Here is a 25177-nt window from a genome sequence, read left to right as displayed (position 1 = left end):
CCATGTCGCTGAAAATTGTTGTCGCCAGTAACAACCGCGGCAAGCTGGCCGAATTCAGCCAGCTGCTGGGCGAGCGCTTTAAGCTGCTCAGCCAGGGCGAACTGCAGGTTGAGGAAGTCGAGGAAAATGGCCTCAGCTTTGTTGAAAATGCCCTGCTCAAAGCCCGCAATGCCGCCCTGCAAACCGGCCTGCCGGCGCTGGCCGACGACTCAGGCCTGTGCGTCGACGCCCTGGGCGGCGCCCCCGGCATTTACTCGGCGCGCTATGCCGGCGCTGGCGCCAGCGATGCCGACAACAACAGCAAACTGATTCACGACCTCAAAGGTATCGGCGAGCGCCGCGCCCACTTCCACTGCGCGCTGGTTTTCGTGCGCCACCCCGAAGACCCGGCACCGATCATCTGCGAGGGCCGCTGGCCCGGCGAAATTGTCGACCAGGCCCGCGGTGACAACGGCTTTGGCTACGACCCCCACTTCTACATCCCGGAACTCAAGCAATGCGCCGCCGAGCTGCCGGCCGAGCAAAAAAACCGCCTCAGCCATCGCGGCCGCGCTGTCGCCCAGCTTGTGCAGCGCCTGCAATCGGAATTTCCGCGACGCTAGCGAAAACACGGCCGACAATCCCGGCAACGACCATTGAGCGAAATGACGGTTTCGAGGTCACAGTGTAATCGCTATGCTGTCAGCATATTTTTGGGCGCCTGCGCCCGCTGGTTATTTAAAGGAGTACCTAGCGCATGATGAAATGGATACTGCGCGGCCTGCTGATCCTGGCCGCCATAATCATCGCCACCGTGGTGTTTGCCCTGGAGCCTATTGCCAAATGGGTGATAGAGAGCGAGGGCAGCAAAGCCGTAGGCGCCAGAGTGGATGTCGCCAGCGTCGATATCACCCTCTACCCCACCCACCTTGCACTGCACGGCCTGACTGTCGCCAACCCCAATGAAGCCATGCGCAACCTGCTGGAAAGCGAAACCGTATCGGCCAACATCGACAGCAAAGCCCTGCTCAAGCGCCAGTTTATTACCGAGCAGGTACTGCTCTCCGGCCTGCAAATGGCCACGCCGCGCACCACCCCCGGTACGCTAGACGGCAGTATGCCGCCCCCCAAAGACGACACAGACAGCGGCCTGCCTAGTATTACACTGCCCGATGCCAGCGCCATGCTGGCCGAAGAACAGGCCATTATTCAGGCCGAAGTCGCCGAGATTGAAAGTGGCTTTGAAGCACTGCAGAGCAAGTGGCAACAAAAATCTAACACCCTGCCCAAACAGGAACGGCTGGCGGAGTTCAAACAGCGCTGGGCCGAGCTTAAAAACAAAAACACCTTTGAGCGACTGGCCGGCGCCAAGCAACTGCGCGATGACATCAAAGACGAGCTCAAACAGTTTAAAGGGCTCAATCGCGAGCTGAGCGCCGACACCGAAACCGCCAAAGCGCTCGGCGCCCGCGCCGCCAAACTGCCGGCCAGCCAGTCCCAGCGCATCTTGTCCAAATACGGTGTCGACCAGGGCGCCGAGGGTATGCTGCGCATGCTGCTGGGCGATGACGCCAGCCAATTTGTACAGCGCGGCTTAACACTCTACAAGCAAACCATTGGCGAACTGGCCGCAAAAGAACCCGCCGCCAGCGCGCCCGAAACCGCCAGTGAATTGCCGGTCAGTATTCTGATTAAAGAAATTAAAATCGACGGCTATCAAATGCTCGGCCAACAAAAGCTGGCTTATAACGGTCGCATTACCGATGTCACTGACCAGCTGATTAAGCCGATCACCATGAAACTGCAGGGCGGTATCGAACAGCAGGCCCAGCTGCTCATTGACGGCCTGTTCAAGCAACAGGGCGAGGACCTAAAGGCCGACCTCAGCATGACCCTAAAGCAGCTGCTGCTGGCCGGCGTATCGCTGTCACAGAGCCCGCAACTGCCACTGCAACTGGAAAACGGCCTGGCTGACATCGCCGCCAATTTCTCGATGGAAGGCGACAACCTCAGCGGCTCGGTAAAGGGCTTGGTCAACCAGGCCAAACTGCTGGTGGTCGGCGCCAGCGAACAAAACACCACCGCCCAGCGCCTGGCCCGCGCACTTAAGGGAGTCAGCAAACTGGTCATGGACATGCGGGTTAACGGCAGCGTCGACAACCCCATCGTCAAGCTGAAATCCAACCTGGACAGTATTCTTGGCGACGTGCTCGGCGAAGAAGTGAAAGCTCGCCTGAAAGAACTGGAAGGCGAACTTAAGACCGACATTCAATCGCAGTACGGTGAGCAACTGGGCAGCCTGCAGCAAAAACGCGAGCTACTGGCCAGCTACAAGGAACTGCTGGGCGACCGCGAAGCCGCCTTTCAAGCCTTGCTAACAGAACCGCTGTAAAACTATTGGCGCGCCCTGTCGGGCCGCCCGGCGCCGCAGCTGCAAGCTGCGGCCAATCCCCCTATAATCCCCGCCCGCACTAAAGACCGAGAGCACCATGACCGAACAGACCCTTATCGAACAACTCAACGCCGGCAGCGCTGACTTTGCCGAGGTGATCGCCCACATCGACGCCCACTACGACTTTCAGCCCACCGCGTTTCGCAACGGCGACACCTACAACGACGCCGGCAGCAACAATGGCTCCTGCAAAATCTTCGCCTTCGCCCAGCTCAACGGGCTAAGCGAACAGGCCACACTGCATGCCTTTGGCGACTACTACCGGGTAGACGTTCTGCAGCATCCCGCCGGCAACGACCACGCCAATATTCGCAATTTTATGCGCAGCGGCTGGACCGGCATCCACTTCGAGGGCAGTGCCTTACAGCGCAAATAAGCGCGCTATTCCGCCGCGTCTCGCGCCAGCAAATCCCGGCGGTAAAGGCCGGGACTGCAACCCGTCCAACGGCGGAAGGCGTGACAAAAATTAGCGGTCTCACTGTAGCCCAGGCGCTCGGCAATCGCCTCGAGACTCAGCGCCGGGTCGGCCAGACACTGCTCCGCCAATTCCCGCCGCAAGGTTTCCTGCAGCTGCCTGAAACTCAAGCCCTGACTGCTGAGTCGCCGTCGCAGGCTGCGCTCCGACATTCCCAAACGCGCACTCACCGCTTTAATACCGGCAAAATGACTCTCGGCAATCAGCTGCTGCAAGCGCATAGCAAAGGGCCGCTCGCCGTGCTGGCTGGCAATCAACTCCCGGCACTGGCGCACGCAGGCCGACCAGGTAATCGGGTTGGCCTGCGGCAGCGGCTGCAACAACTCGTCGCGATGGATATGGGCCAGTGTTGCGGGCGCCCCCCAGCGAATCGCCACCCCCGCCATACGCTCCAGCTCTGCCGCATGAGCCGGCTGCGGCAGACTCAGTTCAAGATCGACCAGACGCAAGCGCCGCCCCGCCGCCTCGCTGGCGATCATCAGCGTAATCACCAGATCGCGCTCGATCACAAAGTTGCGCACCGCACCGACGGGATAATCGGCATGCACCGCCACCGTAGCAATCTCGCCGTCGAGCTGTAATTTCAAGCCGGAAAAACTGTGAGTCAACTCGATAAACTCGTGGGCCACCGCAAAGGCCTGCAGCAGATTTTCACTGCTGGTCACCGCCAGCCCCCACACCCCGAAGGCGCCGTAGTGGTAGCGCAGCCCCACCCGGTAGGCCAAGTCCGGACGCGGATTCGTCGCCAGCACCTGCTCGATAAAGGCCACTTCCTGCTCGCGGCGAATCAATGCCCCCGGTGTTTCCAGGAACTCGCGCGTCAGACCCGTGGCGCGCAACACTGACTCGGCGGCCAGCGCCAACTCATCCAGCGCCTGACACAGAATCAGCAGGCCCAGGGCCGGGCGCAGTGTCTGGTCAGCGGGATCATTAGGTTTGTTATTTTTCTCCATAGTGACCGAAATTAACAATTAACCCGGTCAATCGCAACATGGGCAGCCCAATCGCGGCGACGTAAGCTAAACAGAGATAATAACGAGGCGGAGACCCCATACCATGGCCAACACCACATCCTTTGTGTCAATTACCGATCTCACCCAGCGGCTGCGCTGGCTGTGGCTAGTCAACGCCGCGGTCATGCCCTGGGTGCTGCTAATCGGCATTATCCCCGCCGAACTCACCGGCAACGTCGCCTGGCTGATGATCGGCTACCCACTGTTCTATGTCGGCGTGCCACTGCTGGACAGATTGCTCGGCCAGGACCCCAACAACCACGCCGAAGAAGACGTGCCGGCACTGGAAGCCGACCGCTATTTTAAAACGGCGCTCTATTGCGCCCTCGCAGGCAGCATCGCCGCCCTGTGCGCCGCCATTTACTACGCCTGGTGGGCGCAGCTGTCGTTTTGGGGGCTGGCCGCGCTGGCGGTGTCCTGCATGGGCTTTGGTGGCGGCCTGCTCAACCTCGGCCACGAACTGGGTCACAAACGCGGCCGCAGCGACCGCTGGGCGGCCAGCCTGGCACTGGGCATCGCCGCCATGCCCCACTTCAATGTCGAGCACAACCGCGGCCATCACCGCGCGGTCGCCACCCCCGACGACCCGGCATCGTCGAAACTGGGTGAAAACTTCTACCGCTTTATGCTCCGTGAACAGCCCCTGACCTGGTACCGCGGCTGGAAGCTGGAAGCCGACCGCCTGCATAACAAGGGCAAGTCGCTGCTGTCACTGGAAAACGAAATTTTACCGGGACTGATCATTAGCGTGATCTTTTTCTCCGCCATTGCGCTGCTCTTCGGCCCGACCATACTCGCTTTTGCCCTGTTCAGTGCCTGGCTTGGTCATATGAACCTGTCACTGGCCAACTACATTGAACACTACGGTCTGCTGCGCAACCGCGACCGCAGCGGCCGCTACGAACCCCCCCGGCCGCAGCACTCCTGGAACCAAAACGCGCTGGTCTCCAATATGTTCACTTTCCAGTTACAGCGCCACTCCGACCACCACGCCCACCCCAGCCGCTCCTACCAATGCCTGCGCCACTTCGACGACGTGCCGCAGCTGCCCTGGGGGTATTACGAAATGTTCCTGCTCGCCTACATCCCACCGCTGTGGTTTAGAGTGATGGACAAGCGAGTGATTGACTGGGCGGGGGGGGATATCGACAAGATCAATGTACTGCCCAGCAAGCGCCAGCACTACACCGAGCGTTGCGCCATGGCGGCCTAGCCGGGCAATGGCCCGCGCTTACTTGTCGAGTTTCTTCAGAAACACCTGCACTTCGCGCTCGGTTTGCTTGTCGCCCTTGCGCGCAGCAGCCGCCAGCGCATCGCGCCAGGCGGCGCGCGCAGCATCGCGGTCACCGAGATTCAGCTGAGCCTTGCCCAGCAGCTTCCAGGCGGCGGAGTAATCGGGGTCGAGGCTGACACAGCGCTGCAAGTGCTCAGCCGCCTCGGCACTGTCGCCGTCGTCGAGCAGCGCCTTAGCCAAACCAAAGCGCAGCATCGCGCTATCTTGGCCGCGGGCAAGCATCTTGCGAAGTGCTTCGATATTCATTGTCGCTTACAGCGTGTGCTGCTGTGGCATCGGCAAATCGGGCAACTGCTGTCCCTGCAGCATCAGCCCCTCGCGCAGATAGCGGGCCGACTCCTCTGCCTCACCCAGGTGCTCCAGCAGGCGCGCCAGCTCAAAGCACACCGGCGCCGTTGTCGCCAGGCGGTGAGCGCGTTCAAGGTACTCCCGCGCCTTGCCCCACAGCTCGTTGCGCAGGCAAATTCGACCCAGCGCCAACAGCAAACCGGGCCTGTCTGAATACTCTTTCAACCAGCTCTCGGCAACACCGAGCTGACGCGCCGGGTCGTCGTCGCTAATGCTGGCATAGAGCAACACCAGCTCCTCGCGCCACTGCTGCTTGATCGCCGCACGCAATAACTTGCTGGCCTCGCTACCCCGGCCCACCGCCAACAGTGCCGGCACCATGTCTTCCAGTAATTCGCCGCGCAGCTCACTACTGCGGCCCAACTGCCGCCACCACTGCAACAGCGGCTCGGCCTCGCCGACTTGGCGCAGGCGCAACAATTCACCGCGCAGCGCTTCGCGCTCCAATTCCTGCAGGGCAGCATCGGCCAGTAATTTGCGCTTGCGCAACTCCGGCACCAGCTTGCGCAATCCCTCCCAGTCGCCTAAACCGCGATACACCCGCGCCAGCAACATCAATACTGCCGGATAGCGCTCGGCGTGCTTGCGCAGCCGCATTAAATTGGCCAGCGCCTCCTCCAGCTGGCCGCGCTCCATCTGCAACTCGGCCTGAGTCAGCGTCACCGCAATATCAGCGTGGGGGCCGCTGTTCTCGGCTTGACTCAGCGCCTGGGCCACACCGCGCTCGTCGCCTAAACGCTGGCTGGCCCGCGCCGCCAGCAAATAGTTAATCAGCGGCTTGTCACTGCTGGCACTGGACAACAGCAGGCGTTTGGCCTGCAGCCAATTGCCCTCGGCGTAGGCCAGTACACCGCGATGACTGCGCTGACGCTCACGCTCAATGCGCCGCTGGTTGCGCATCACTCCGAGGCGGTCGGACAGCCGCACACTGCGGCTCAACAAGCTGAGCAACAACCACAACACAAACAACACCACCAGCAGTAACGCCGCGGCCACCCACACGGTCATCTCCACCGTGGTCCGCCCATAGGCAACCAGCACATAGCCGCTGTCGTATTGAATCGCCACCGCTACGCCCGCGGCCAGCCCCAGAGCAATCAGCGCAATTAAAAACAGTCTCATTGGCCGACCTCGCGCTGCCAGCGACGCGCCTTGGAGTACTCCTTAAGCGTGCGCAAGGACATCGAAATATCGGGGCGCTCGGCGCGAATTTCCGCCTCGCGCAGCGGCGCGAGCTGCTGCAACAGCGCCTCGCGGCGTTCGTTGAGCGGGTAGTAGCGCTGCAGCCAGGCGGTCGCCTTGTCCAGCGAGTGACGATAGAGTTCCGGGCGCTCGGCGAGCAGCGCCAACTGCGCCTGCTCAAGCATCATCCGCAGGCTGGCGCGCAGCGCGTCGGCCTGCTCGGGCGCCAACTCGGCCTTAAAATTGTCGTCGTGCTGGCGAATGCGCACATAGCTGCGCAGCTTTCCCCAGGCGCGTTCAAAGCCAGCGCTCAAGCCCTCCTGCCAGCTGGCGTCGGCGGCCGGCAGCGGCTGTGGCTGATAACTCGGCGGCGTGTAAACCTCCAGCTGCTCGGCGGCCTCGGCCAAGCCCTGCAGCTGCAAGTAGGCGCCCTCAAGATCAAAATCGGCACTGCTTTGCAGAGCCGCCAACTCCTTGGCCAGCTCGGCCCGCACCGGGTGCAGGGCGGGGTCATCAAGCTCGCGCAGAATACCGTCCGCACTGGCCAGCAGGCGGCCCGCAGCGCGGCTGTCGCCGCTCAATTGCAGGCGCTGATTAGCCAGACGCAGCAGGTATTCCACCTCCGCCAGCAACCAGTCGTCGCGATCAACCGTGCTCAAACTCTGCATTTTGTCACTCAGCTGCTGGATCTGCCGTTGGCTGACCGCGCGCTGCTGGTCGATCAAACTGTCGATTTCAGCCAGGCGTTCGCGCTGCCGATCCAGCGCCGCCGCAGCGGATTGCGCGCGATTGTCGTAGTCCTGCATGGCCGCTTTCATTTCGGCAAAAAACGCCGCGTCCTGCTCGCTACTCAGATAAATCAGCTGATAGTAAATCCAGCCCGCCAAGCCCAACCCCGCCAGCGCCAACAACAGGGCCAGGGCTGCCAAGCCACCACCGCGCGACTTCTCCGCCTGTGGCGATGTCGCCGGCGACTCGGCAACTGTGCTCTGCACAATGTCCTTATTCTCGTTTTGTGCTTCCGACATGCTTCTCTCTCTGCCAGTTTTTTATAGCGGCCAGCGTTGCCGCTGTGCCGGCGTTATCTGCAAGAATAATATGTTCGAAACCCGCTTCCCGCGCCTGTTGCTCAACGCGCACACTGGGCACTACCAAGGTGTAATCGCCGCGTCGCAGCGCTGCGATACGCTGGCTAAACTGCACCAAGGTGTCACCACTGTTCAGGCACACCAACTGTATTCGCTGGCGGTCTAACAGGGCCTGCAAGGCCTCGGCGCTAATCTCCGGGGCACAGCGCTGATAGCATTCAGCATAGTCTACCCGCGCAGCCCGTTCACGGAGTATTTCGGCCAGGCGCTCGCGACCACCACAGCCGCGCACAATCAGTATCCGCTGGCCGGCAACCTGTTGCAGCGCCGGTTGCGCCAGCAGGCTGTCACTGTCCATCGCGCCGCTCGACTCAGCGCCGGGCGGGGCCAAGGCGGCAGCCGGCCAGGGCCACTCACGCAGCGCTGCCGCCGTCGCCGCGCCGATGGCATGACAGCGCAGGCCCACGGGGTACTGTGGCCACAGCCCGTCGATCACTGCCATACCGCAGGCGACCGCATTGGCGCTAATAAAGATCAGCTGCTGGTAGTGATCCAAATCCAACAAAAGCCGGCGCGCCTGCTGGTAGCGCGGGTCGTCCTCCGCCAGCGGCGCGATGCGCAACAGCGGCTGCACCGACACCTCGGCGCCGGCGGCAGCCAGCGCCGCACGCAAGTCTTCGTTGCGACCTTCCGGGCGGCTAATCAGTATCCGCAGGCCCTGCAAGTCAGTGCTGTTGTTCGCCATACACAGCCGCCAGAATATCGCCGGCACCCTGTGCCAATAACTGCTCAGCCACCGCCACGCCGAGGGCCTGGGGATCGGCCGCCGAGGCGGTCAGCTCGGCGCGCAAAATTCGACTGCCATCGGGCTCGCCAACCAGCGCCCGCAGCCACAGTTGCTGGCCATCGGCAGCGTCGCTGATGGCATAGCCGGCAATCGGCACCTGACAACCACCGTGCAAGCGGGTATTCATCGCCCGCTCGGCCGTGACCTTGGCGGCACTGTCTTCATCGTGTAAGGGTTTCAGCAATTCCCGTGCCCAGTCGTCATCAAGCCGGGTTTCCACCCCCACCGCCCCCTGTCCGCAGGCCGGCAGACTGTCTTCTACCGCCATAAAAGACGCAATGCGATCGTCCAGCTCCAGGCGAATCAAACCCGCAGCCGCCAATACAATGGCGTCAAACTCACCCTCGTCAAGTTTTCGCAGTCGGGTTTGCACATTGCCACGCAAACTGGAAATTTTCAGGTCGGGACGGCGCGCCCGCAGCTGACATTCGCGGCGCAAACTGCTAGTGCCAACCCGGGCACCTTCGGGCAAATCGTCGACACTGGCAAAGTGATTGCTGACAAAGGCATCGCGCGGATCTTCGCGCTCACAGATAATCGCCAGCCCCAAGCCCTCGGGGAATTCCATCGGCACATCTTTCATCGAGTGCACTGCGATATCGGCGCGGCCATCCAGCAGCGCCTGCTCCAGCTCTTTCACAAACAGCGCCTTGCCGCCGATCTTCGACAGGGGTGAGTCGAGCAGTTGGTCGCCGCGGGTGGTCATGCCCAACAGTTCGACCTTCAGGCCGGGGTGGCAGGCTTCGAGGCGGGCCTTGATATATTCAGCCTGCCAGAGGGCGAGCAGGCTTTCGCGGGTGGCAATGCGCAGGGTGCGTTCGGGCTGGAGCGATTGAGACATGGCGACGGGGTCCGTGGGTATAGCGTAAACCCCGTATCATACGCCAGCGGCCATAGAGACTGAACCGCGAAGCGCGCGCTATCGGCCGAGCACTTATCAATTCAGCGCAAAACTCGTCCAGCCATCCATCCAGCTGCGGTTGCTGCCGGGGCGCACGGCGCCGAGATAGGCCGCGCCCTGATCCCAGAACTCGCCCTCGGGCACCGGCTCGGCGGCCTCAGCAGCGGCCGACTGAGCGCGCAGGCGAAACTCCGGCTGGCCCACCGGGTCGCGGCTACTGCGAAAGCCCGGATCGGCATCGAGGCGGCTGCGACGGGCAAAATACGCCGCCTCATCAAAGCCGCCGTCGTCGTCCTGCCTGCCCAGTTCATCGGCAAAATGACGGCCGCTGGCACGACCGTTGTCGTGGAAAATCAGCCCGCCAAAACTCATCATGCCACTGCCGAGGCGGCTCACCGTGCTGCGATCTTTAATATCGACCGCCTCACCAGAGAAACCGCTGACAATCATATTGTGGAAGTGGCCGCCGCTGCCGCGGCGCAGGGTAATACCGCGCTGGTGCTTGTCAGCGCTGGCCAGACTGCGCAGCGTGACATTGTAGAGCGTCGGCTGCGATACCGGCTGCACATCGTGACGGCCGTCGCGGTTGTCAGCCTCAATGGCATTGTCGCCCATGCCCGGATACTGCAGTACCTGCAAAAACTGCACGCGACCAGTCCAACCCATGTCCCAGTCCAGCGAGTCATCGGCGGCGCCGCTAATCAAAATATGTTTCATATCGACGCTGCCGCCAAACACCTCAATGCCGTCGTCAGAAGCGCGGTGCACCTGCACATGGCGCACAATGGTGTTGCTGCCACAACCGCCCAGGGTCAAGCCATTCAATTCATTGTTGGCATAGACCTCATAGCCGGCAAATTCGATACGCACATATTCCAACACCCCGCAGTTATCGCGGCTGTCGACGCCGCCAAACATGCCGCGACTATCGACCGTGGGCACACCCTCAATTTGCGCGTCGCGGCTATTGAGCGGCGCATTGCCCAGCAGCACCACGCCGCCCCAGTCACCGGCCTGGCGCTGACCCACGGGCTGAGCGCTGGTAAACACAATCGGCGCATCGACGCTGCCACGCGCCATAATGGTCGCGTCGCGGGTCACCACCAGGGCACTGCCGGCGCGCCCCTGAACCACCGTACCCGGCTCGATGGTCAGCTGGGCACCGGCCTCCAGGTAGACAATATCGTCGAGAATCCAGATCTTATCCGCCGTCCACCGCTGGGCGCCCGTCAGCGAGCCGCGCAGGGTCTCACTGCGGGTGCCTGCGGCTAGCAGCAACAGCGCCGCGCCCAATACCAGCAGCAACGCCACCGCGCCCACCAGCCACAGCGCCCGGCGAGCCGCTTTGGCCGGCGGCTTGTCTGCCGGCGCCGCGCTGGCCGCCGAGACCTTGCTCAGGGTCTCGGTAATATCAGGGTTGAACGACGCCAGTTTTTCCCGACTCTGGGTCAGCTCGCCGTCGCTGTTCAACACCCGCAGACTGCGGCCCAGCTCGCGCATTTGGCGATTGCTGCTGGTCGCCGCCTCGTTAATCAGTTCGCGGCGGTAATTGGAATCACGCAACAGGGTATTAAAGTGAATGCTGCGCCCGCCTTCGGCCTGCTCGAACGCCCCTTTCAGCTGCCACAACAGCTCGACCAGTTTGGCGCGGGGGGTATCCACTTCGCTCATACTGCCTACATCCCTTACTGGTAAAAAATTGGCATGGGCAGTATCGCGCGGCTTTATTACATTTATATGACCCCGCGATGTCGTGCCGCCGATGCCGCGGCAAGGCGCACAATTCTGCTATACTTTGCCGCTTTTCCGACCGGGCCCAACCAGCGCCCCGATGACACAGGACCTGCTTGCCATGAGTGACAAAGAGCCGACTATCAAACCCTGGGGCGGGCGCTTCAGTGAGGCCACCGACCAGTTTGTAGAGCGCTTCACCGCGTCGGTGAGCTTTGACCAGCGCCTCTACCACCACGACATCAACGGCTCGCTGGCCCACGCCGCCATGCTGACCAAGGTCGGCGTACTCAGCGAAGACGAACTCAAGCAGATTCAAACCGGCCTGGAAGAAATCCGCAGCGAGATTGAAAGCGGTCAGTTCCAGTGGTCGGTCAGCCTTGAAGATGTGCATATGAACATCGAGGCGCGCCTCACCGACAAGATCGGCATCACCGGCAAGAAGCTGCACACCGGCCGCTCGCGCAACGACCAAGTAGCCACCGACATCCGCCTGTATCTGCGCGACGAAATCGTCAGCATCTGTCAGGAACTCAGCCGCCTGCAGCAGGGCCTGGTCGAACTGGCCCGCCGCGAGGCCGACACCATCATGCCCGGTTTCACCCACCTGCAAACCGCCCAGCCGGTCAGCTTCGGCCACCATATGCTGGCCTGGAACGAAATGCTGGAGCGCGACTACAGCCGCCTGCGCGACTGCGCAGCGCGCATGAACCAGAGCCCGCTGGGCGCCGCCGCACTGGCCGGCACCACCTACCCGATTGACCGCGAGTACAGCGCCCAACTGCTGGGCTTTGACCGCCCCACCGAAAACTCGCTGGACTCGGTTAGCGACCGCGACTTCGCCATTGAATTTGCCGCCGCCGGCAGCCTGATCATGACCCACCTGTCGCGCTTCAGCGAAGAGCTGGTGCTGTGGACCTCGGCGCAGTTTAATTTCATCGACCTGCCCGACCGTTTCTGCACCGGCTCGTCGATTATGCCGCAGAAGAAAAACCCGGATGTCCCCGAGCTGATTCGCGGCAAAGTGGGCCGGGTTAACGGCCACCTGATCAGCCTGCTGACACTGATGAAATCGCAACCGCTGGCCTACAACAAAGACAATCAGGAAGACAAAGAACCGCTGTTCGATGTCATCGACACCCTCAAGGACAGCCTCAAGGCCTATGCCGACATGGTGCCGGCGATTAGCGTTAACGCCGAGGTTACTCGCGAAGCGGCGATGCGCGGCTTCTCCACCGCCACCGATCTGGCCGACTACCTGGTGCGCAAAGGCCTGCCCTTCCGCGACGCCCACGAAGTGGTCGGCAAGTCGGTGGCCTACGGCATCGCCGAGAAAAAAGATCTGTCGGAAATGAGCCTGGACGAACTGCGCCAGTTCAGCACTGACATCAATGAAGACGTGTTCGAGGTGCTGACCCTGGAAGGCTCGATTAACGCCCGCAACCACACCGGCGGCACCGCCCCCGCTCAAGTGCGCGCCGCCGCCGACCGCGCCGAAGCCCGCCTCAAGCAGCGCTAAGCTGCGCGGCGGGCCCTCGCGGCCCGCCGCTCGCCCTCGGCCCATCTGGCCATTTCTGCGAGGGTTTTACCGCCCGGCGGTGTTACATTAAGCATTGCCTCGCCACTTCGAGCCCCGACATCGGCTCCAACGCCTTTGGCGTAGGCACTGAATCGATGACAGGAGTCTCCCCGCATGCCCAGCTTCACACGCCTTCTGACTCTCGGCTTGCCAGTGCTGCTGGCACTGAGCGCCTGCGACCGCAGCACGGCGGCGGGCCCCGGCCAACGCCCGCCGGCCGCCGTCAAAGTGCAGACCCTGCAAGCTCAAACCGTGGAGGAGCGGCTGTCCGCCATCGGCACCCTGCAGGCACGCGAATCGGTGTTAATCACCGCCACCATCAGCGAAAAAATCCGCGCACTGCACTTTGAAGAAGGGCAAAGCGTGACCCAGGGCCAGCTGTTGGCCACCCTGGAGCAGGCCGAAGAGCAGGCCCAGCTGAGCGCCGCCAAGGCCGATCTGGCCGAACAGCAACGCGAAATTCGCCGCCTAAAAGACCTGTTAGCCACCCAGTCGGCCGCCCGCAATGAATACGATCAACGCCTCAGTGCCCGCGATCGCGCCGCCGCCAAAGTTGCCGAAGTGCAGGCCAAGATCGACGAGCGCAGCCTGCGCGCACCCTTTGCCGGCGTCACCGGCCTGCGCGAAGTCAGCCCCGGCGCACTGATTGCGGCGGGCAACAGCATTACCAGTCTCGACGACCTCAGCACCATGCGCCTCGACCTGAACCTGCCCAGTCTGTCGCTGCGCTCACTGCGCGTCGGCATGAGCATCGACGCCTATAGCGATGCCCTGGACAAACGCTTTAGCGGCACCGTCACCGCCATCAATCCGCGCATCGACCCGATCTCGCGCAGCGTGAGGTTGCGCGCCCACATCGACAACCCCGACGGTGAATTAAAGCCCGGCATGCTGATGCGAGTGTCGCTGCTCAAAGACCAGCGCCAGAGCATTCTGGTGCCGGCCTCGGCCCTGCAGAGCAGCGAGCAGCGCCACTATGTCTGGCTGCTCAATGCCGATCAGCAGGCCGAGCGCCGCGAGGTTAAGCTCGGCATTCGCCAGGCCGACAGCGTAGAAGTGCTCAGCGGCCTCAGCCCCGGCGACACGCTGATCAGCGAGGGCTTTTTAATGCTGCGCCCCGGCAGCCCGGTCGCCGTGCAGGAGTCCTAGGCCATGCTGCTGTCCGATACCGCCGTCAAGCGCCCGGTGTTTGCCACCGTCATCAGCCTGTTACTGCTGGCCTTTGGTCTGCTGTCCTTCGAGCGCCTGGCGCTGCGCGAATACCCCGACGTCGACCCGCCTATTGTGTCCGTTCGCACCAACTACACCGGCGCCTCCGCCGAGGTGGTCGAGTCAAAAATTACCCAGATTATCGAAGAGCGCATCGCCGGCATCGAGGGCATTAAAACCGTGTCCTCCACCAGCCAGGACGGCTTCTCGACCATCAGCATCGAATTCGACCTGTCCCGCGATATCGACGCCGCTGCCAACGACGTGCGCGACCGCGTCGCCGGGGTGCGCAACAACCTGCCCGACGAGGCCGACGCCCCCGAGGTGCAAAAGGCCGACTCCGACCAGCGGGTGATCATGTGGTTTAACCTCACCTCCACCAAGATGAACACCCTTCAGCTGGCCGACTACGCCCAGCGCTATCTGGTCGACCGTCTGTCGGTGCTCGACGGCGTGGCGCGCATTCAAGTCAGCGGCGGCCCCGAATACGCCATGCGCATCTGGCTGGACCACGAGGCACTGGCGGCGCGCAACCTCAGTGTTGACGACATCGAGTCGGCGCTGCGCCGCGAGAATGTCGAACTGCCCGCCGGCACACTGAAAACCCGCGACCGCGACTTTGTGATCAAAATTAAGCGCCAGTTTCTGAGCAGCGACGACTTCGCCGAGCTGGTGCTGCGCCGCGACAGCAGCGGCAATATTCTGCGCCTTGGCGAAGTGGCGCGCATTACCCTGGACGCCGAGGAATACCGCACCCTGTTTCGCGGCAACGGCATTCCCCAGGTCGGCGTGGGCATCGTCAAGCAGAGCACCGCCAACACCCTGGAAGTCGCCAAGGCCGCCCACCGCGAAGTGGCGGCGCTGCGCAGCACCCTGCCCGCCGGCACCGAATTGCACGACAGCTACGACAGCTCGGTATTTATCGACAGCGCCATCGACGAGGTCTATACCACACTGTTTATCGCCGCCAGTCTGGTGGTGTTAGTGATATTTCTTTTCCTCGGCGACTTCCGCGCCATGCTGGTGCCCGCCGTGACCGTGCCGGTGTCGCTGATCGCCACCTTCACTGTGCTCTATGCACTGGGCTATACCATCAACCTGCTCACCCTGCTAGCACTGGTACTGGCCATCGGCCTGGTGGTCGACGACAGCATTGTGGTGTTAGAAAACATCCACCGCCGCCTGTTGGCGGGCGAATCGCCGCTGGTCGCCGCCTTTCGCGGCAGCCGCCAGGTAGGCTTTGCGGTCGTCGCCACCACCGCGGTGTTAGTCGCCGTCTTCGTGCCCATCACCATGCTGCAGGGCGATGTCGGCCGGCTGTTTGGCGAGTTTGCCGTAGCCATGGCGGTGGCGGTAGTGTTCTCCAGCCTCGTCGCCCTCACCCTGTCGCCGGTGATCTGCGCCAAACTGCTCAACCGCGACGCCATGCACGGCCGTCTGGCCGGCTTTGTGGAAAGTCTGTTGCACCGCATGGAAGACCGCTACCGCCGCGCCCTGGACGCCAGCCTGCGGCGGCCGCTGATCTCCGCCTCGGTGCTGGCACTGGCCATCCTGAGCTGCGTCGTGCTGGTACAACAAGTCCCCGCCGAGTTCGCCCCCAAGGAAGACCGCGGCGTGGTGTTTATGATGATTCGCGGCCCTGAGGGTTCGTCCTTCGACTTTGTCAGCAAGCATCTCGAGGACATCGAACAGCGGCTGATGCCACTGGTCGACAGCGGCGAAGTCGACCGCTTTCTGGTGCGCGCGCCGGCCGGTCGCGGCGGCGCCGAAAGCTACAACGAAGCCTTTGCCATTATGGTGCTGGCGCCCTGGGAAACGCGGCGCCCCAACACCGCCATCGTCGCCGACATCCGCCAACGGCTGAAAGGCTTCACCGCCCTCAGCGCCTTCCCCATCATGCCGCAGGCACTGGGCGGCGGCTTTAGCAAGCCGGTGGAATTTGTCATTGGCGGCGGCGACTACCAACAGCTTGCCGCCTGGCGCGACGCCATCCTCAGTGAGGCGCGCAACAACCCCAAGCTGCTCGGCCTGGACAGCGACTACCGCGAAACCAAACCCCAGCTGCAAGTCACCGTGCTGCGCGACCGCGCCGCCGACCTCGGCGTCAGCACCCAGCAGATCAACCGCAGCCTGGAAACCCTGCTGGGCTCGCGGCGGGTGACCACCTTCATGCTTAACGGCGAGGAGTACAATGTGGTGCTCGAAGGCGAGCCCGGCATGCAAAACACCCCCAGCGACCTCGGCAATATCTACGTGCGCTCAGACACCAGCGGCCAACTGATACCGCTGGCCAATCTGGTAAGCATTGAAGAGCGCGGCGACGCCGCAGTATTGCGCCGCTACAACCGCCTGCGCGCCATTACCCTGGACGCCAACCTCGCCGACGGCTATTCACTGGGCGAGGCGCTCAGCTATCTCGAAGGCATTACCCGACAGATCGCCCCGGATGCGGTCATCGACTACAAGGGCGAATCACTGGACTACAAAGACTCGGGCAGCGCGGTCTACTTCACCTTCATACTGGCCCTGCTGGTGGTCTACCTGGTGCTGGCAGCGCAGTTTGAAAGTTTTATTCACCCGCTGGTGATTCTGCTCACCGTGCCGCTGGCCATGGCCGGGGCGCTACTGGGGCTCTACTTAACCGGCCAAAGCCTGAACATCTACAGCCAGGTCGCGCTGATCATGCTGGTCGGGCTGGCCGCCAAAAACGGCATTTTGCTAGTGGAATTTACCAACCAGCTGCGCGACCGTGGCCTGGCCTTTGAAGAGGCCATTAGCAAGGCTGCCCAGCAGCGCCTGCGGCCAATTGTGATGACCGCCATCACCACCATTATGGGCGCCATACCGCTGTTGTTAGCCAGCGGCGCCGGCAGTGAAAGCCGCTACGTGATCGGCGTGGTGGTGGTGGCGGGGGTCAGCGCCGCCACCCTGTTCACCCTGTTCGTGGTGCCCATGGCCTACCGCCTGCTGGCCCGGCACACCGGCTCGCCGCAAGACGTGGCCCAGCAGCTGGAAAGAGAATTGAAAGAAAGCGATAGTGCGGCCCGCTGACTAGCCCGGCCGACACCGGCCGCGACGCCAGCGCGGCCAGCAGTGCGCTTAGCAATGCAATTGCCGCGAAAAAGCTCTACTAGCCCGCACCTAAGAGCCCTCAGCGGCTAAACACAATGGTCGCCTCGACAGTACTGTCATCGTTGAGCAGGCCATCGACGTTAATCATGTTGTCGCTAGCAAAGATCACCCGCTGCCAGTGGTACACCGCAGAGAAATCATTCAGACCGGCGCGAAACTCCGGCGCCGAGATAGGCGACCCCGCCTGATAGTGCTCACCGCCGTCATCGACAAGCCTGGCATCGGCGAACACACAATTAAAGGGATCGACCGCCTTATCGGTTTCCACCACCAAGCCGTATCCATCTGCGTGATAAGACCACTGCGCAGTGCCCTGCTCAGACAGCCCCGGACAACTAGAATAGGAAAGTTGATAGGCCCAGCTTCCAACAATATTCACCCGCTCGGGCCTATCATCGTCAGCCGGCGCTTCACCGTCAGGCTGCGCATAGCCAATGCGCTGATGCCACAGCTCATCGCCTAGCACACTAAAAATATGCAGCTCACCGCCCTCGTCAGAGTCCGCCGTTAAAGCGTCCACCGCCGTCGCCGCGCTGTTTGGCGTATCCAGCAAAAAGACCTCCCCCCAGGACTGCCGAGCCGAATACGTCGAGGCATAGGGACGGCGCAACTGGCCATCCACCGCCTCGCTAAACAATACCGTGGCCCGCCCGCCGGCCTCACTGTAGAGGTCGCGAAGCGCTATCTCACTGGCGCTACTGAACAGCTCACTGGGCGCCGACCACTCGCCGCCCAAAGGCTTGGTATTGGCCAATAGACGCTGTTCGCAACAGGCGTTATCGAGCCATGCCAGCGCCACCATTTCGCTATTGATGGCGACCTTCATTCCGCTGATCTCAGCCACGCTGTCGGCAAAGCGATGCCGCGTATTACTCGCGGCCCAGCCGCCGGCATGACTGTAGCTGCGGCTGTACAGTTCGGCGCGACTGGTATAACTGGGAGCCCATGCCATCACGGCGTCGCCGTTGGCATTCATCACCACATCAAAGTGAGTCAGGTTCTCGCCGTGATCCCAGGGATCATTAAAACCGGCGACCTCCCTGCTCTGCTCCCAGCCCGAAGCAGACAGGTGCCGCTTCCAATACATGTTGCTATAGCGCGTTCCCTCGCGGTAAACCGTCGCCTCCCAGACCACCATGGCATTGCCGGCACCATCAATCACGGTATTCAAATGCAGCGGGGCCTGCCAGTCCGAGGTATTGATCGGCGTATAACTGGCCTGAACCACCTCGCCCCAGCCCTGGGCAAAGGAAAAGGCGACGGCCTTTACCGCCTCGTCGCTAAGCCAGGCAACGACTGCGCTGCCATCTTGGCCAACGGCCAGATCCAAGCTCAGTTGAGACATGCGCCGATTAGCAATATCCGCCACTTTTACCGGCTGCGCCCAGCCACTGTCGGGCGCAAACTGCGCGGCATACAAGGCGACATCAAAACTGTCTGCGCTGCGCAGCAACCACACCGCCAGACTGTTGCCCTGACTATCACTGCCGAGATGCACGTCGTAAATACTGCCGCCAGTGGGCCCCTCAATATTTGCCTGCGGCTGCCAACCAAATTGCCGGTCGAACTTGCTGGATGCCAGGGTCTGCCTGCTCACTGGCCACAAGGCCAGGCCGTCGCCCGCCGCGTTCAGGGCAAACACCGGCGCCGTCAGCTGCTGATTAGCGCTGCCCAGCCGCTGCATCGGCTGGGCCCGCCACAGCTGGCAGTTAATGACCGTGCGCAACCAGTCCGACTCGGCAACCGTGCCGCTGCCGTGATCAAGCCGGCAGCGATAGCCCTCTGGCGCCGTCACATCGATGGAAAAATAATCACCCGGGCGGGCATCGTCGCGATAGATAAACAGCCCATTGCCGCGGGACTCTCGGCCATCTATAAGGACTTCGGCATCGCCGTACAAGCCGGAAACAATACCGCCTATACGATAGGCCTCGGCCTTCGTCTCGCCGCCGTTACCGCCCCCGCCGCCACCTCCGCAGGCACTCAACAGCAGCAGGCTCACAAAAACACCAAGACACTTCTTCATTGCTCCACCGTTAGACAAATCACCATGCGCGCAGTCTAATTCAGCGGTGGATTGCCAAACATGGGATGTTCAACCCATTGCTCGGCCAAAAAAACTAATACAACAACCCCCATTTCGCCGCCAACGCACAGGCATGAGTGCTGTTGCGAGCCTTGAATTTACGGATCACATTGGCCACATGCTTGCGGGTGGTGCTCACACCAATGGCGAGCTTGTCGGCAATCTCGTCATAGGTCATTCCCGATGCTAACCACATAAGTACTTCGCGCTCTCGCGCCGTCAATTGCGGAACGTCTGCGGGGCAAAATTGGCTACTGAAATGACGCAATATTGATTCATTAAAGCTTCTGGCAAATATTTCCAGGCTGTCCCGGCAGCTGTTAAATAACTTCGAAAATTCCCGCTCACCGCCGCGAGCGGTGAGGGTCAGCAGGCCGGCTCCGCCAAAGGTGTTGTACATGGGCAGCGCGATGCCACTGTCGATGCCCGCCTGTGCCGCATCCAGAATGACCTGCCGCTCCCCTGCTTGCAGATCGCGTTGCCGGTGGGCTTGATGCATGTAGTAGATCGACTCGCTACCCGAAAGGCAGTGACGCAAGATACTGTCGTGCTTCTCATAGTTTTTATCGACGTAATACTGCATCCACTCCTGACAGTAGGTGGTGTGCATAACAGGTGATGCACCAGAGTGCGGCTCGTAAAAGCTCGGCAGCGCCGTATAGAGGTACTGATAAAAGCCCAGTTTGTCGATTACCTTTTGCAGCTGATCAAAGTACGCCTCCAGCGTGGTATGACTGTCCAGCTTGGCGCACTCTTCATACAGCCAGTCTCTAGTGAGCAATGCTTGCTTTGCCATTAAAATTCCCTGTGACTCACAACCCCTATTGCGCTGACAGCGCGGCGAACCCCAGCCGTCATTTTTTCTGATAACGCAGCAGAAATCGACGCTGCCACTAAAAAAATCCGGGCAAAACGCACAAGCCCAGCTGAACCCGGAGCGGTTTATTCGCCGCCGGCCACAGCCCGCTCCCTAAGCGCCACATGCTAAATTGCTAAACCAGCAGCCACTTCTCACCCGGCGCAGCGGCCCACGGCCCCTTGCGGTTTTCTATGTCATACCAGCGCGGCTGCCAGCGCCCGGCCACCTTGTTAGCATGGGCTTCGAACACCGGGCTGCCGCGCCGCGCAGGCCGCCATCAATAATAATGAGCAGGGGAAAAACATGTCTTTGAAAGTCGTCACCTGGGGTACCGGCAATGTCGGCAAATACGCCATTCGCGCCGTACTCAATCACCCAGAGCTGGAGCTGGTCGGCCATATCGTCAGCAGCCAGGCCAAGTCCGGCGCCGACGCCGCCACCCTCGCCGGGCTGGACACACCCTGTGGTGTGATGGCCTCCTGCGACATCGATGCGGTGCTCGATCTGGCGCCCGACTGCGTGGTGTACACCGCCCACTCCGAAACCCGCATGATGGAGGCCGCCAAGGACCAAGCTCGCTGCCTGCGCCGCGGTATCAATGTGGTGGCCTCTTCGCTGTTTATGCTGCAATACCCCGACAACCCCGATGTGGCCTTTATCGCCGAGCCGATCAAAGAGGCCTGCGAGCTGGGCGAAGCCAGCTGCTTTAACAATGGCATCGACCCCGGCTTTGCCAACGACACCATGCCGCTGGTGTTCACCGGCCTGAGTGAACACTGGTCGAGCATTCGCATGCAGGAAATTATTAACTACGCCACCTACGAACAGGAAAACACCATTCGCGAAGTGATGGGTTTCGGCTATCCGGTCGACCACGACTGCGTACTGTTTGCCCCCGGCATGCTGTCGCTGGGCTGGGGCGGATCGGTGCGCTCGGTGGCCGCTGCATTGGGGCTAGAAGTGGAGCGCGTCTACGAAGTCCACGAGCGCCTGCCGCTGGAACGCGATGTCGAAAACGCCATGGACCTGTTCAAAAAGGGCACCACCGGCGCCATGCGCTTTGAAGTGCGCGCCCAGATCGACGGCCGCGACGCCATCGTGCTCGAACACATCACCCGCATCACCGACGACATTGCGCCCGACTGGCCCAAGGGCAAGGGCTATAAGGTGATTATTGAGGGTGAACCGAAAATGACCATCAGCATGGATATGGAGGACCAGCACGGCGACCACGCGGTAGCCGGGGTGATTCAAACCGCCACTGCCATCGTCAATGCCATTCCGGCGGTAGTGGAGCAGGAGCCCGGCATGGTCGCCGCCTACGACCTGCCCAAAATCAACGGCAAGGGCTTGTACCGCCCTAAATAGCCGCCCCGGCGCTAGCCGTGGTAGTGCTGCCAGTACAGCAGTGCCGGCACCACGGCCAGCGCCAAAGTAAGGCCACGGCCCAGCCGCCCCGGCTTGAGCAGATAGCTTTTTGCCGGCGCGCCGGGCTGATAAAATACCGCCACGCGACCATCGGTGTCGCGCTGCACGCCGCGCAACTGCCTGCGCAGCACACCCCGCGCATTGTGCGAGGCCACCAGCAGCCAGGGCGACAGTCGCCGACCGATATATGCTTGCCCGGCCACCACATAGCGATAGCGCAGCTCGGCGCGGTAATCGCGCTCGCTGATCACATTCTCCGGCGCGCCCAGTAACCGAATGGCGGCGTCCTGCAGCTCGCCCCACACCATAGGCCAGCGGGCAATACGCGACTGATAGACAAAGGAATAGCCGCAGCTCAGCAGCGCGTAAAGGCAAATAAAAAACACGACGCCCTGGCGTTCGCCGCTCTGGGCGAGCTGAAACATGGCGACCAGATAATCTACTAACACTGAAAATCAGCCGTACTTTTTCTCATGAGCATCCAGCACTTTTTCCACCCGCGCCAGCGCCGACTCGATGCGCTCGGCAATCGACGCGCCGTCATTATCAACGGCCAGCAAGCTGGCGGAGTGCGCCGCACAGAGATTTTCCGCGTCGCCCCACTGCCGCACCACATGCTTGGCCCAGGTGCGAAAATCCGCCGCCGCGCCGGCGCGTTTCTCTAGGGTTTTCGCCAGTGTGGGGTGAAAACTGAGCCGGGCTTTGCGCAACTTGCCGAGCAACCCCGGCAGCGGCAAATACATTAAGGTGTCGTCGCAGTGCAGGGTTTTGGAGTCGCGGTGATAGGCCAGCACCGAGGAAAAATGCAGGTGCTCATTACTGGGAATAAAGTCGACACCGGCCGGCACCGAAAACGACAGCTCCTCGGCAAACAGCGCCGCGCAGTCCACCGACTCGCTGCGCTCGGGGCGCCACGGCAGCTCGGGAAACTTCGCAATATGGCGCTGGGTGCCGTAGAGCTTGGCCTTGGGATACTGGGCGTGGGCGCGCGCAACATGCACGGTGTGAAAGGGATGCAAATTGATCATCGCCTCAATATCGCCGCCACCACCGGTCAGGGCATCGACCTGAGCCTTCACCTCGCCGTCCAGGGTATAGGCATCGAGCAGTATAAATTTGCCGTTGGCGCGTCGCACCAGCGAGGCGTGGGTGCCAATGTTCAACACACCGCCTATTTTGAATTCGCCGCGAATATTCCAGAAATTGTCAGAAATTTGCACCAATGCGTCGCTCACGCGGACTCCCTCTCCATACTTTTTAATCGTCACCGGGCGGAAATATCTACCGCCAATGCGGCGTTCAAACCCTAGCACATCTGCATGACCACGACTGCCGCCGCAGACTCAAAACGCCGCGCTATTCCTCCTTAAACCACTCGCCGGCAATGCGCCGGCGACGCAGGCGCAGCAGCAACCAAACCATTAGCAAAATCAACACCGCCAGCAAGGCGTTCAGCCGAGTCGCATTGCGTTCAAAAACTTGCTTGGCGGTATACAGCATTACCTGCCGAACGTAGTCATAGCCCGCGGGCATGGCCTGCACGCCGTGGGCCTCGGCATAGGCCTGGTAGTCGCTGAGCATCTGCTCATAGCGCTCGGGCATCGCGGCCGCCAAGTCCTGCGACTCGCCGGGGTCGGCAACAATATTGTAGAGCCGCCACTGCCCGTCACCCAGGGGCGGCAGGTTGCGCAGCAGCTTGTAGTCACCTTTGTACAGCGCCGCATTGCCCGACAGCTCGTAGCCAATCGGCTTGTCGGGGGGGTGGCTATAGGCGGCACGGCCCTGCAGTACCGGCAACAGGCTGGCGCCGGTAATCGGCAGCACCTCGCGCTGCTGGAAACTGCCGCCGTGATCGGGCGTGCCCGACAGCGCCAGTATCGTCGGCACAATATCTTTAATATGGGCAAAGCTGTGCTCCACCGCATTCTGCCGCGACAGCCCCGGCCCGGAAATAATCAGCGGCACCCGCACCCCACCCTCGCCGGCATAAAACTTGTAAAAATTGCCCGGCGTGGCCGCGGCATTGGCCCAGCTCGGCCCGATGGCGGTATAACTGCCCTTGGCACCCAGATCGTCAATGGCGGTGGAGTAATGGTATTTGATCCACGGCGACACCGCGATCACCTGCAGCGGGTCCGACGGCTCCGGGCCATTGTCAGACAGAAAAATAAATACCGTATTGTCGTATTCGCCCACGGTTCTTAAATAACTGATCAGCCGGCCGAGATGAAAATCCATCGCGTCCAGCATGCCGGCATACACCGCCATACGCCGCGCGTAATAGGCCCGCTCCTTCGCTGACAGGGCCTGCCAGTCTTCGGTGGTCGACATCGGTGTCAGCTCGGTGCCCAGCGGTAGCAAGCCTAGGGCGATGGCGCGTTCAAGCCGCCGCTGTTGAATCGGCGACCAGCCATCGCGATAGATCTCGCGGTATTTGTCGACAAAGTGTTTGGGCGCTTGCAGGGGAATATGCACCGCCTGAAAACCGATATAGCTAAAGAAGGGTTTGCCGTCGGCGCGCTGCGCGTCGATAAATTCGATGGCCTTGTCGACAAAATACTGCGACGAATAAAAATCGTCGGGCAGCTGGTGCTCCTTGCCGTCGGCATACCAGTGGGCCTTGTCGTAGGTGGGCAGATACGGCCGCTGCTCCCAGTTGTCGGCCCCGGTGTCGCCCAGCGCGATGCTGCGTTCAAAGCCCCGATGATAGGGCCGCTTGTCCGGGGCATTGCCCAAATGCCACTTGCCCAGCTGATAGGTGTGGTAGCCATTGGCGCGCAGCATTTCCGCCACGGTGACCACGCGATCGTTCAACACGCCTTCGTAGCCGGGCTGGCCGGCGTGCTCAAAGGGCATGGTGATCGCCATATTGCCCAGGCCATTAAGATGGTTGTCGACACCGGTCATCAGCATCGAGCGCGTGGGCGAACACGAGGCGGTGACATGGAAGTTGGCGAAGCGCACCCCGGTGGCCGCCAGCGCATCCAGATGCGGGGTTTTAATCTCGCCGCCGTAACTGCCCAGGTCGCTAAAGCCGACGTCGTCGCCCACTATCAACACGATATTCGGTGGCTCCGCCGCCGATAGCGGCACAGACAAAAATAGCAGCCCGCCGAGCAGGCAGCGTATGCGGTTTACGATCACGGATATCACCAGATAAATTCAACGGCCTACACCACTATAGCCCAGCGTGGTGGAAGCGCGATGCCAAGTGCCATATTGCGGCTTGGCGCTGCCGCCGATCACCACCCGCGCCCCGGCGGAGGCTGTGCGCACCGGGCTGTGGCTACCGACTAAGTGGGTACTCACCCACGGCCAAGCCGGCGGCCATTCGCGCAGGCCTGCGGCCTAGGCAAACACCTTGTCGACCTCGGCGCGCAGACGCTGCCGGGCATCGGCGGCCAGCAGCTCGCCGTGGGCCGCCACCAACGCGTCAAAGTCCAGTGCCAGCAGCTGTTCGAAATCGCCCTTCATCGAGCCGCCGCGGGGGCTGACCCGCTTCAGCCAGGGCGGGCCGATGTTCACCCCGAGCTTAAAGCCCAGCAGTTTGAACACCAGCTTGGTAAAGCCGCTG

Annotated in this window: 21 protein-coding genes; 8 read left to right on the top strand and 13 right to left on the bottom strand. The window is 61.7% G+C overall.

The window, feature by feature from the left end:
* The first annotated feature begins 2 nt into the window (after nt 1-2).
* From rdgB to ABYM29_RS06710, 3 genes are all read left to right on the top strand, one after another.
* Nucleotides 3-602, top strand: coding sequence for an RdgB/HAM1 family non-canonical purine NTP pyrophosphatase (gene rdgB / locus ABYM29_RS06720; RefSeq protein WP_372863749.1), 600 nt, complete (start codon nt 3-5; stop codon nt 600-602).
* Nucleotides 603-736: 134 nt separating this feature from the next.
* Entirely contained in the window at nt 737-2371 is a 1635-nt protein-coding gene (locus tag ABYM29_RS06715; RefSeq protein WP_372863747.1) for a TIGR03545 family protein, read from the top strand.
* Between the two features lie 97 nt (nt 2372-2468).
* The gene (locus ABYM29_RS06710; RefSeq protein WP_372863745.1) at nt 2469-2807 is read left to right on the top strand and encodes a HopJ type III effector protein; all 339 of its coding nucleotides are present in this window, start codon (nt 2469-2471) and stop codon (nt 2805-2807) included.
* A 5-nt stretch (nt 2808-2812) separates the two neighbouring features.
* On the opposite strand, the gene ABYM29_RS06705 is transcribed toward ABYM29_RS06710, so the two are convergent.
* Nucleotides 2813-3859 carry an AraC family transcriptional regulator ligand-binding domain-containing protein gene (locus ABYM29_RS06705; RefSeq protein ID WP_372863742.1) on the bottom strand — a complete coding sequence of 349 codons (1047 nt, stop codon included), beginning with the start codon at nt 3857-3859 and terminating at the stop codon, nt 2813-2815.
* 103 nt (nt 3860-3962) lie between these two features.
* Here ABYM29_RS06705 and ABYM29_RS06700 point away from each other — a divergent pair, with 103 nt between their 5' ends.
* Nucleotides 3963-5132, top strand: coding sequence for an alkane 1-monooxygenase (locus ABYM29_RS06700; protein ID WP_372863740.1), 1170 nt, complete (start codon nt 3963-3965; stop codon nt 5130-5132).
* A gap of 18 nt (nt 5133-5150) precedes the next feature.
* On the opposite strand, the gene ABYM29_RS06695 is transcribed toward ABYM29_RS06700, so the two are convergent.
* From ABYM29_RS06695 to ABYM29_RS06670, 6 genes are all read right to left on the bottom strand, one after another.
* Complete coding sequence (locus ABYM29_RS06695; protein WP_372863737.1) at nt 5151-5459, bottom strand: tetratricopeptide repeat protein; 309 nt, start codon at nt 5457-5459, stop codon at nt 5151-5153.
* A 6-nt stretch (nt 5460-5465) separates the two neighbouring features.
* Nucleotides 5466-6683 carry a heme biosynthesis protein HemY gene (locus ABYM29_RS06690; RefSeq protein WP_372863736.1) on the bottom strand — a complete coding sequence of 406 codons (1218 nt, stop codon included), beginning with the start codon at nt 6681-6683 and terminating at the stop codon, nt 5466-5468.
* The gene (locus ABYM29_RS06685; protein ID WP_372863733.1) at nt 6680-7771 is read right to left on the bottom strand and encodes a uroporphyrinogen-III C-methyltransferase; all 1092 of its coding nucleotides are present in this window, start codon (nt 7769-7771) and stop codon (nt 6680-6682) included. Before ABYM29_RS06685 ends, ABYM29_RS06690 begins: the two co-directional genes overlap by 4 nt.
* Nucleotides 7746-8576 (bottom strand): uroporphyrinogen-III synthase, encoded by an 831-nt coding sequence (locus tag ABYM29_RS06680; RefSeq protein WP_372863731.1) that lies wholly within the window; start codon nt 8574-8576, stop codon nt 7746-7748. Before ABYM29_RS06680 ends, ABYM29_RS06685 begins: the two co-directional genes overlap by 26 nt.
* Nucleotides 8557-9519 carry a hydroxymethylbilane synthase gene (hemC, locus tag ABYM29_RS06675; protein WP_372863729.1) on the bottom strand — a complete coding sequence of 321 codons (963 nt, stop codon included), beginning with the start codon at nt 9517-9519 and terminating at the stop codon, nt 8557-8559. Before hemC ends, ABYM29_RS06680 begins: the two co-directional genes overlap by 20 nt.
* A gap of 96 nt (nt 9520-9615) precedes the next feature.
* A complete protein-coding gene (locus ABYM29_RS06670; protein ID WP_372863726.1) occupies nt 9616-11250 on the bottom strand; it encodes a hypothetical protein in 1635 nt (544 codons plus the stop codon).
* A 181-nt stretch (nt 11251-11431) separates the two neighbouring features.
* Between ABYM29_RS06670 and argH the strand changes: the two genes are divergently transcribed.
* From argH to ABYM29_RS06655, 3 genes are all read left to right on the top strand, one after another.
* Nucleotides 11432-12829 carry an argininosuccinate lyase gene (gene argH, locus ABYM29_RS06665; protein WP_372863723.1) on the top strand — a complete coding sequence of 466 codons (1398 nt, stop codon included), beginning with the start codon at nt 11432-11434 and terminating at the stop codon, nt 12827-12829.
* A 174-nt stretch (nt 12830-13003) separates the two neighbouring features.
* Entirely contained in the window at nt 13004-14038 is a 1035-nt protein-coding gene (locus tag ABYM29_RS06660) for an efflux RND transporter periplasmic adaptor subunit (protein WP_372863721.1), read from the top strand.
* A 3-nt stretch (nt 14039-14041) separates the two neighbouring features.
* Nucleotides 14042-17149 carry an efflux RND transporter permease subunit gene (locus tag ABYM29_RS06655; protein ID WP_372863718.1) on the top strand — a complete coding sequence of 1036 codons (3108 nt, stop codon included), beginning with the start codon at nt 14042-14044 and terminating at the stop codon, nt 17147-17149.
* Between the two features lie 100 nt (nt 17150-17249).
* Here the strand turns inward: ABYM29_RS06655 and ABYM29_RS06650 are convergent, their stop codons facing one another.
* Both ABYM29_RS06650 and ABYM29_RS06645 read right to left on the bottom strand, forming a co-directional pair.
* Nucleotides 17250-19256 (bottom strand): hypothetical protein, encoded by a 2007-nt coding sequence (locus tag ABYM29_RS06650; protein ID WP_372863716.1) that lies wholly within the window; start codon nt 19254-19256, stop codon nt 17250-17252.
* A gap of 94 nt (nt 19257-19350) precedes the next feature.
* The gene (locus ABYM29_RS06645; protein WP_372863714.1) at nt 19351-20112 is read right to left on the bottom strand and encodes an autoinducer binding domain-containing protein; all 762 of its coding nucleotides are present in this window, start codon (nt 20110-20112) and stop codon (nt 19351-19353) included.
* A gap of 366 nt (nt 20113-20478) precedes the next feature.
* Here ABYM29_RS06645 and ABYM29_RS06640 point away from each other — a divergent pair, with 366 nt between their 5' ends.
* Nucleotides 20479-21543 carry a hypothetical protein gene (locus ABYM29_RS06640; RefSeq protein ID WP_372863712.1) on the top strand — a complete coding sequence of 355 codons (1065 nt, stop codon included), beginning with the start codon at nt 20479-20481 and terminating at the stop codon, nt 21541-21543.
* A gap of 11 nt (nt 21544-21554) precedes the next feature.
* Here the strand turns inward: ABYM29_RS06640 and ABYM29_RS06635 are convergent, their stop codons facing one another.
* From ABYM29_RS06635 to ABYM29_RS06620, 4 genes are all read right to left on the bottom strand, one after another.
* Complete coding sequence (locus ABYM29_RS06635) at nt 21555-22052, bottom strand: hypothetical protein (RefSeq protein WP_372863710.1); 498 nt, start codon at nt 22050-22052, stop codon at nt 21555-21557.
* Nucleotides 22053-22058: 6 nt separating this feature from the next.
* Nucleotides 22059-22838: a hypothetical protein gene (locus tag ABYM29_RS06630; RefSeq protein WP_372863708.1), complete on the bottom strand. Its 780-nt coding sequence runs from the start codon at nt 22836-22838 to the stop codon at nt 22059-22061.
* Between the two features lie 121 nt (nt 22839-22959).
* Nucleotides 22960-24747, bottom strand: coding sequence for an arylsulfatase (locus ABYM29_RS06625; RefSeq protein ID WP_372863705.1), 1788 nt, complete (start codon nt 24745-24747; stop codon nt 22960-22962).
* Between the two features lie 204 nt (nt 24748-24951).
* Nucleotides 24952-25177, bottom strand: a 226-nt coding sequence (locus ABYM29_RS06620) for a hypothetical protein (protein WP_372863702.1), incomplete at its 5' end; no start/stop codon positions are given.

The organism is Spongiibacter sp., from assembly GCF_041602295.1.
GTDB lineage: Bacteria > Pseudomonadota > Gammaproteobacteria > Pseudomonadales > Spongiibacteraceae > Spongiibacter.
This window is presented reverse-complemented; position numbering and strand designations above follow the sequence as displayed.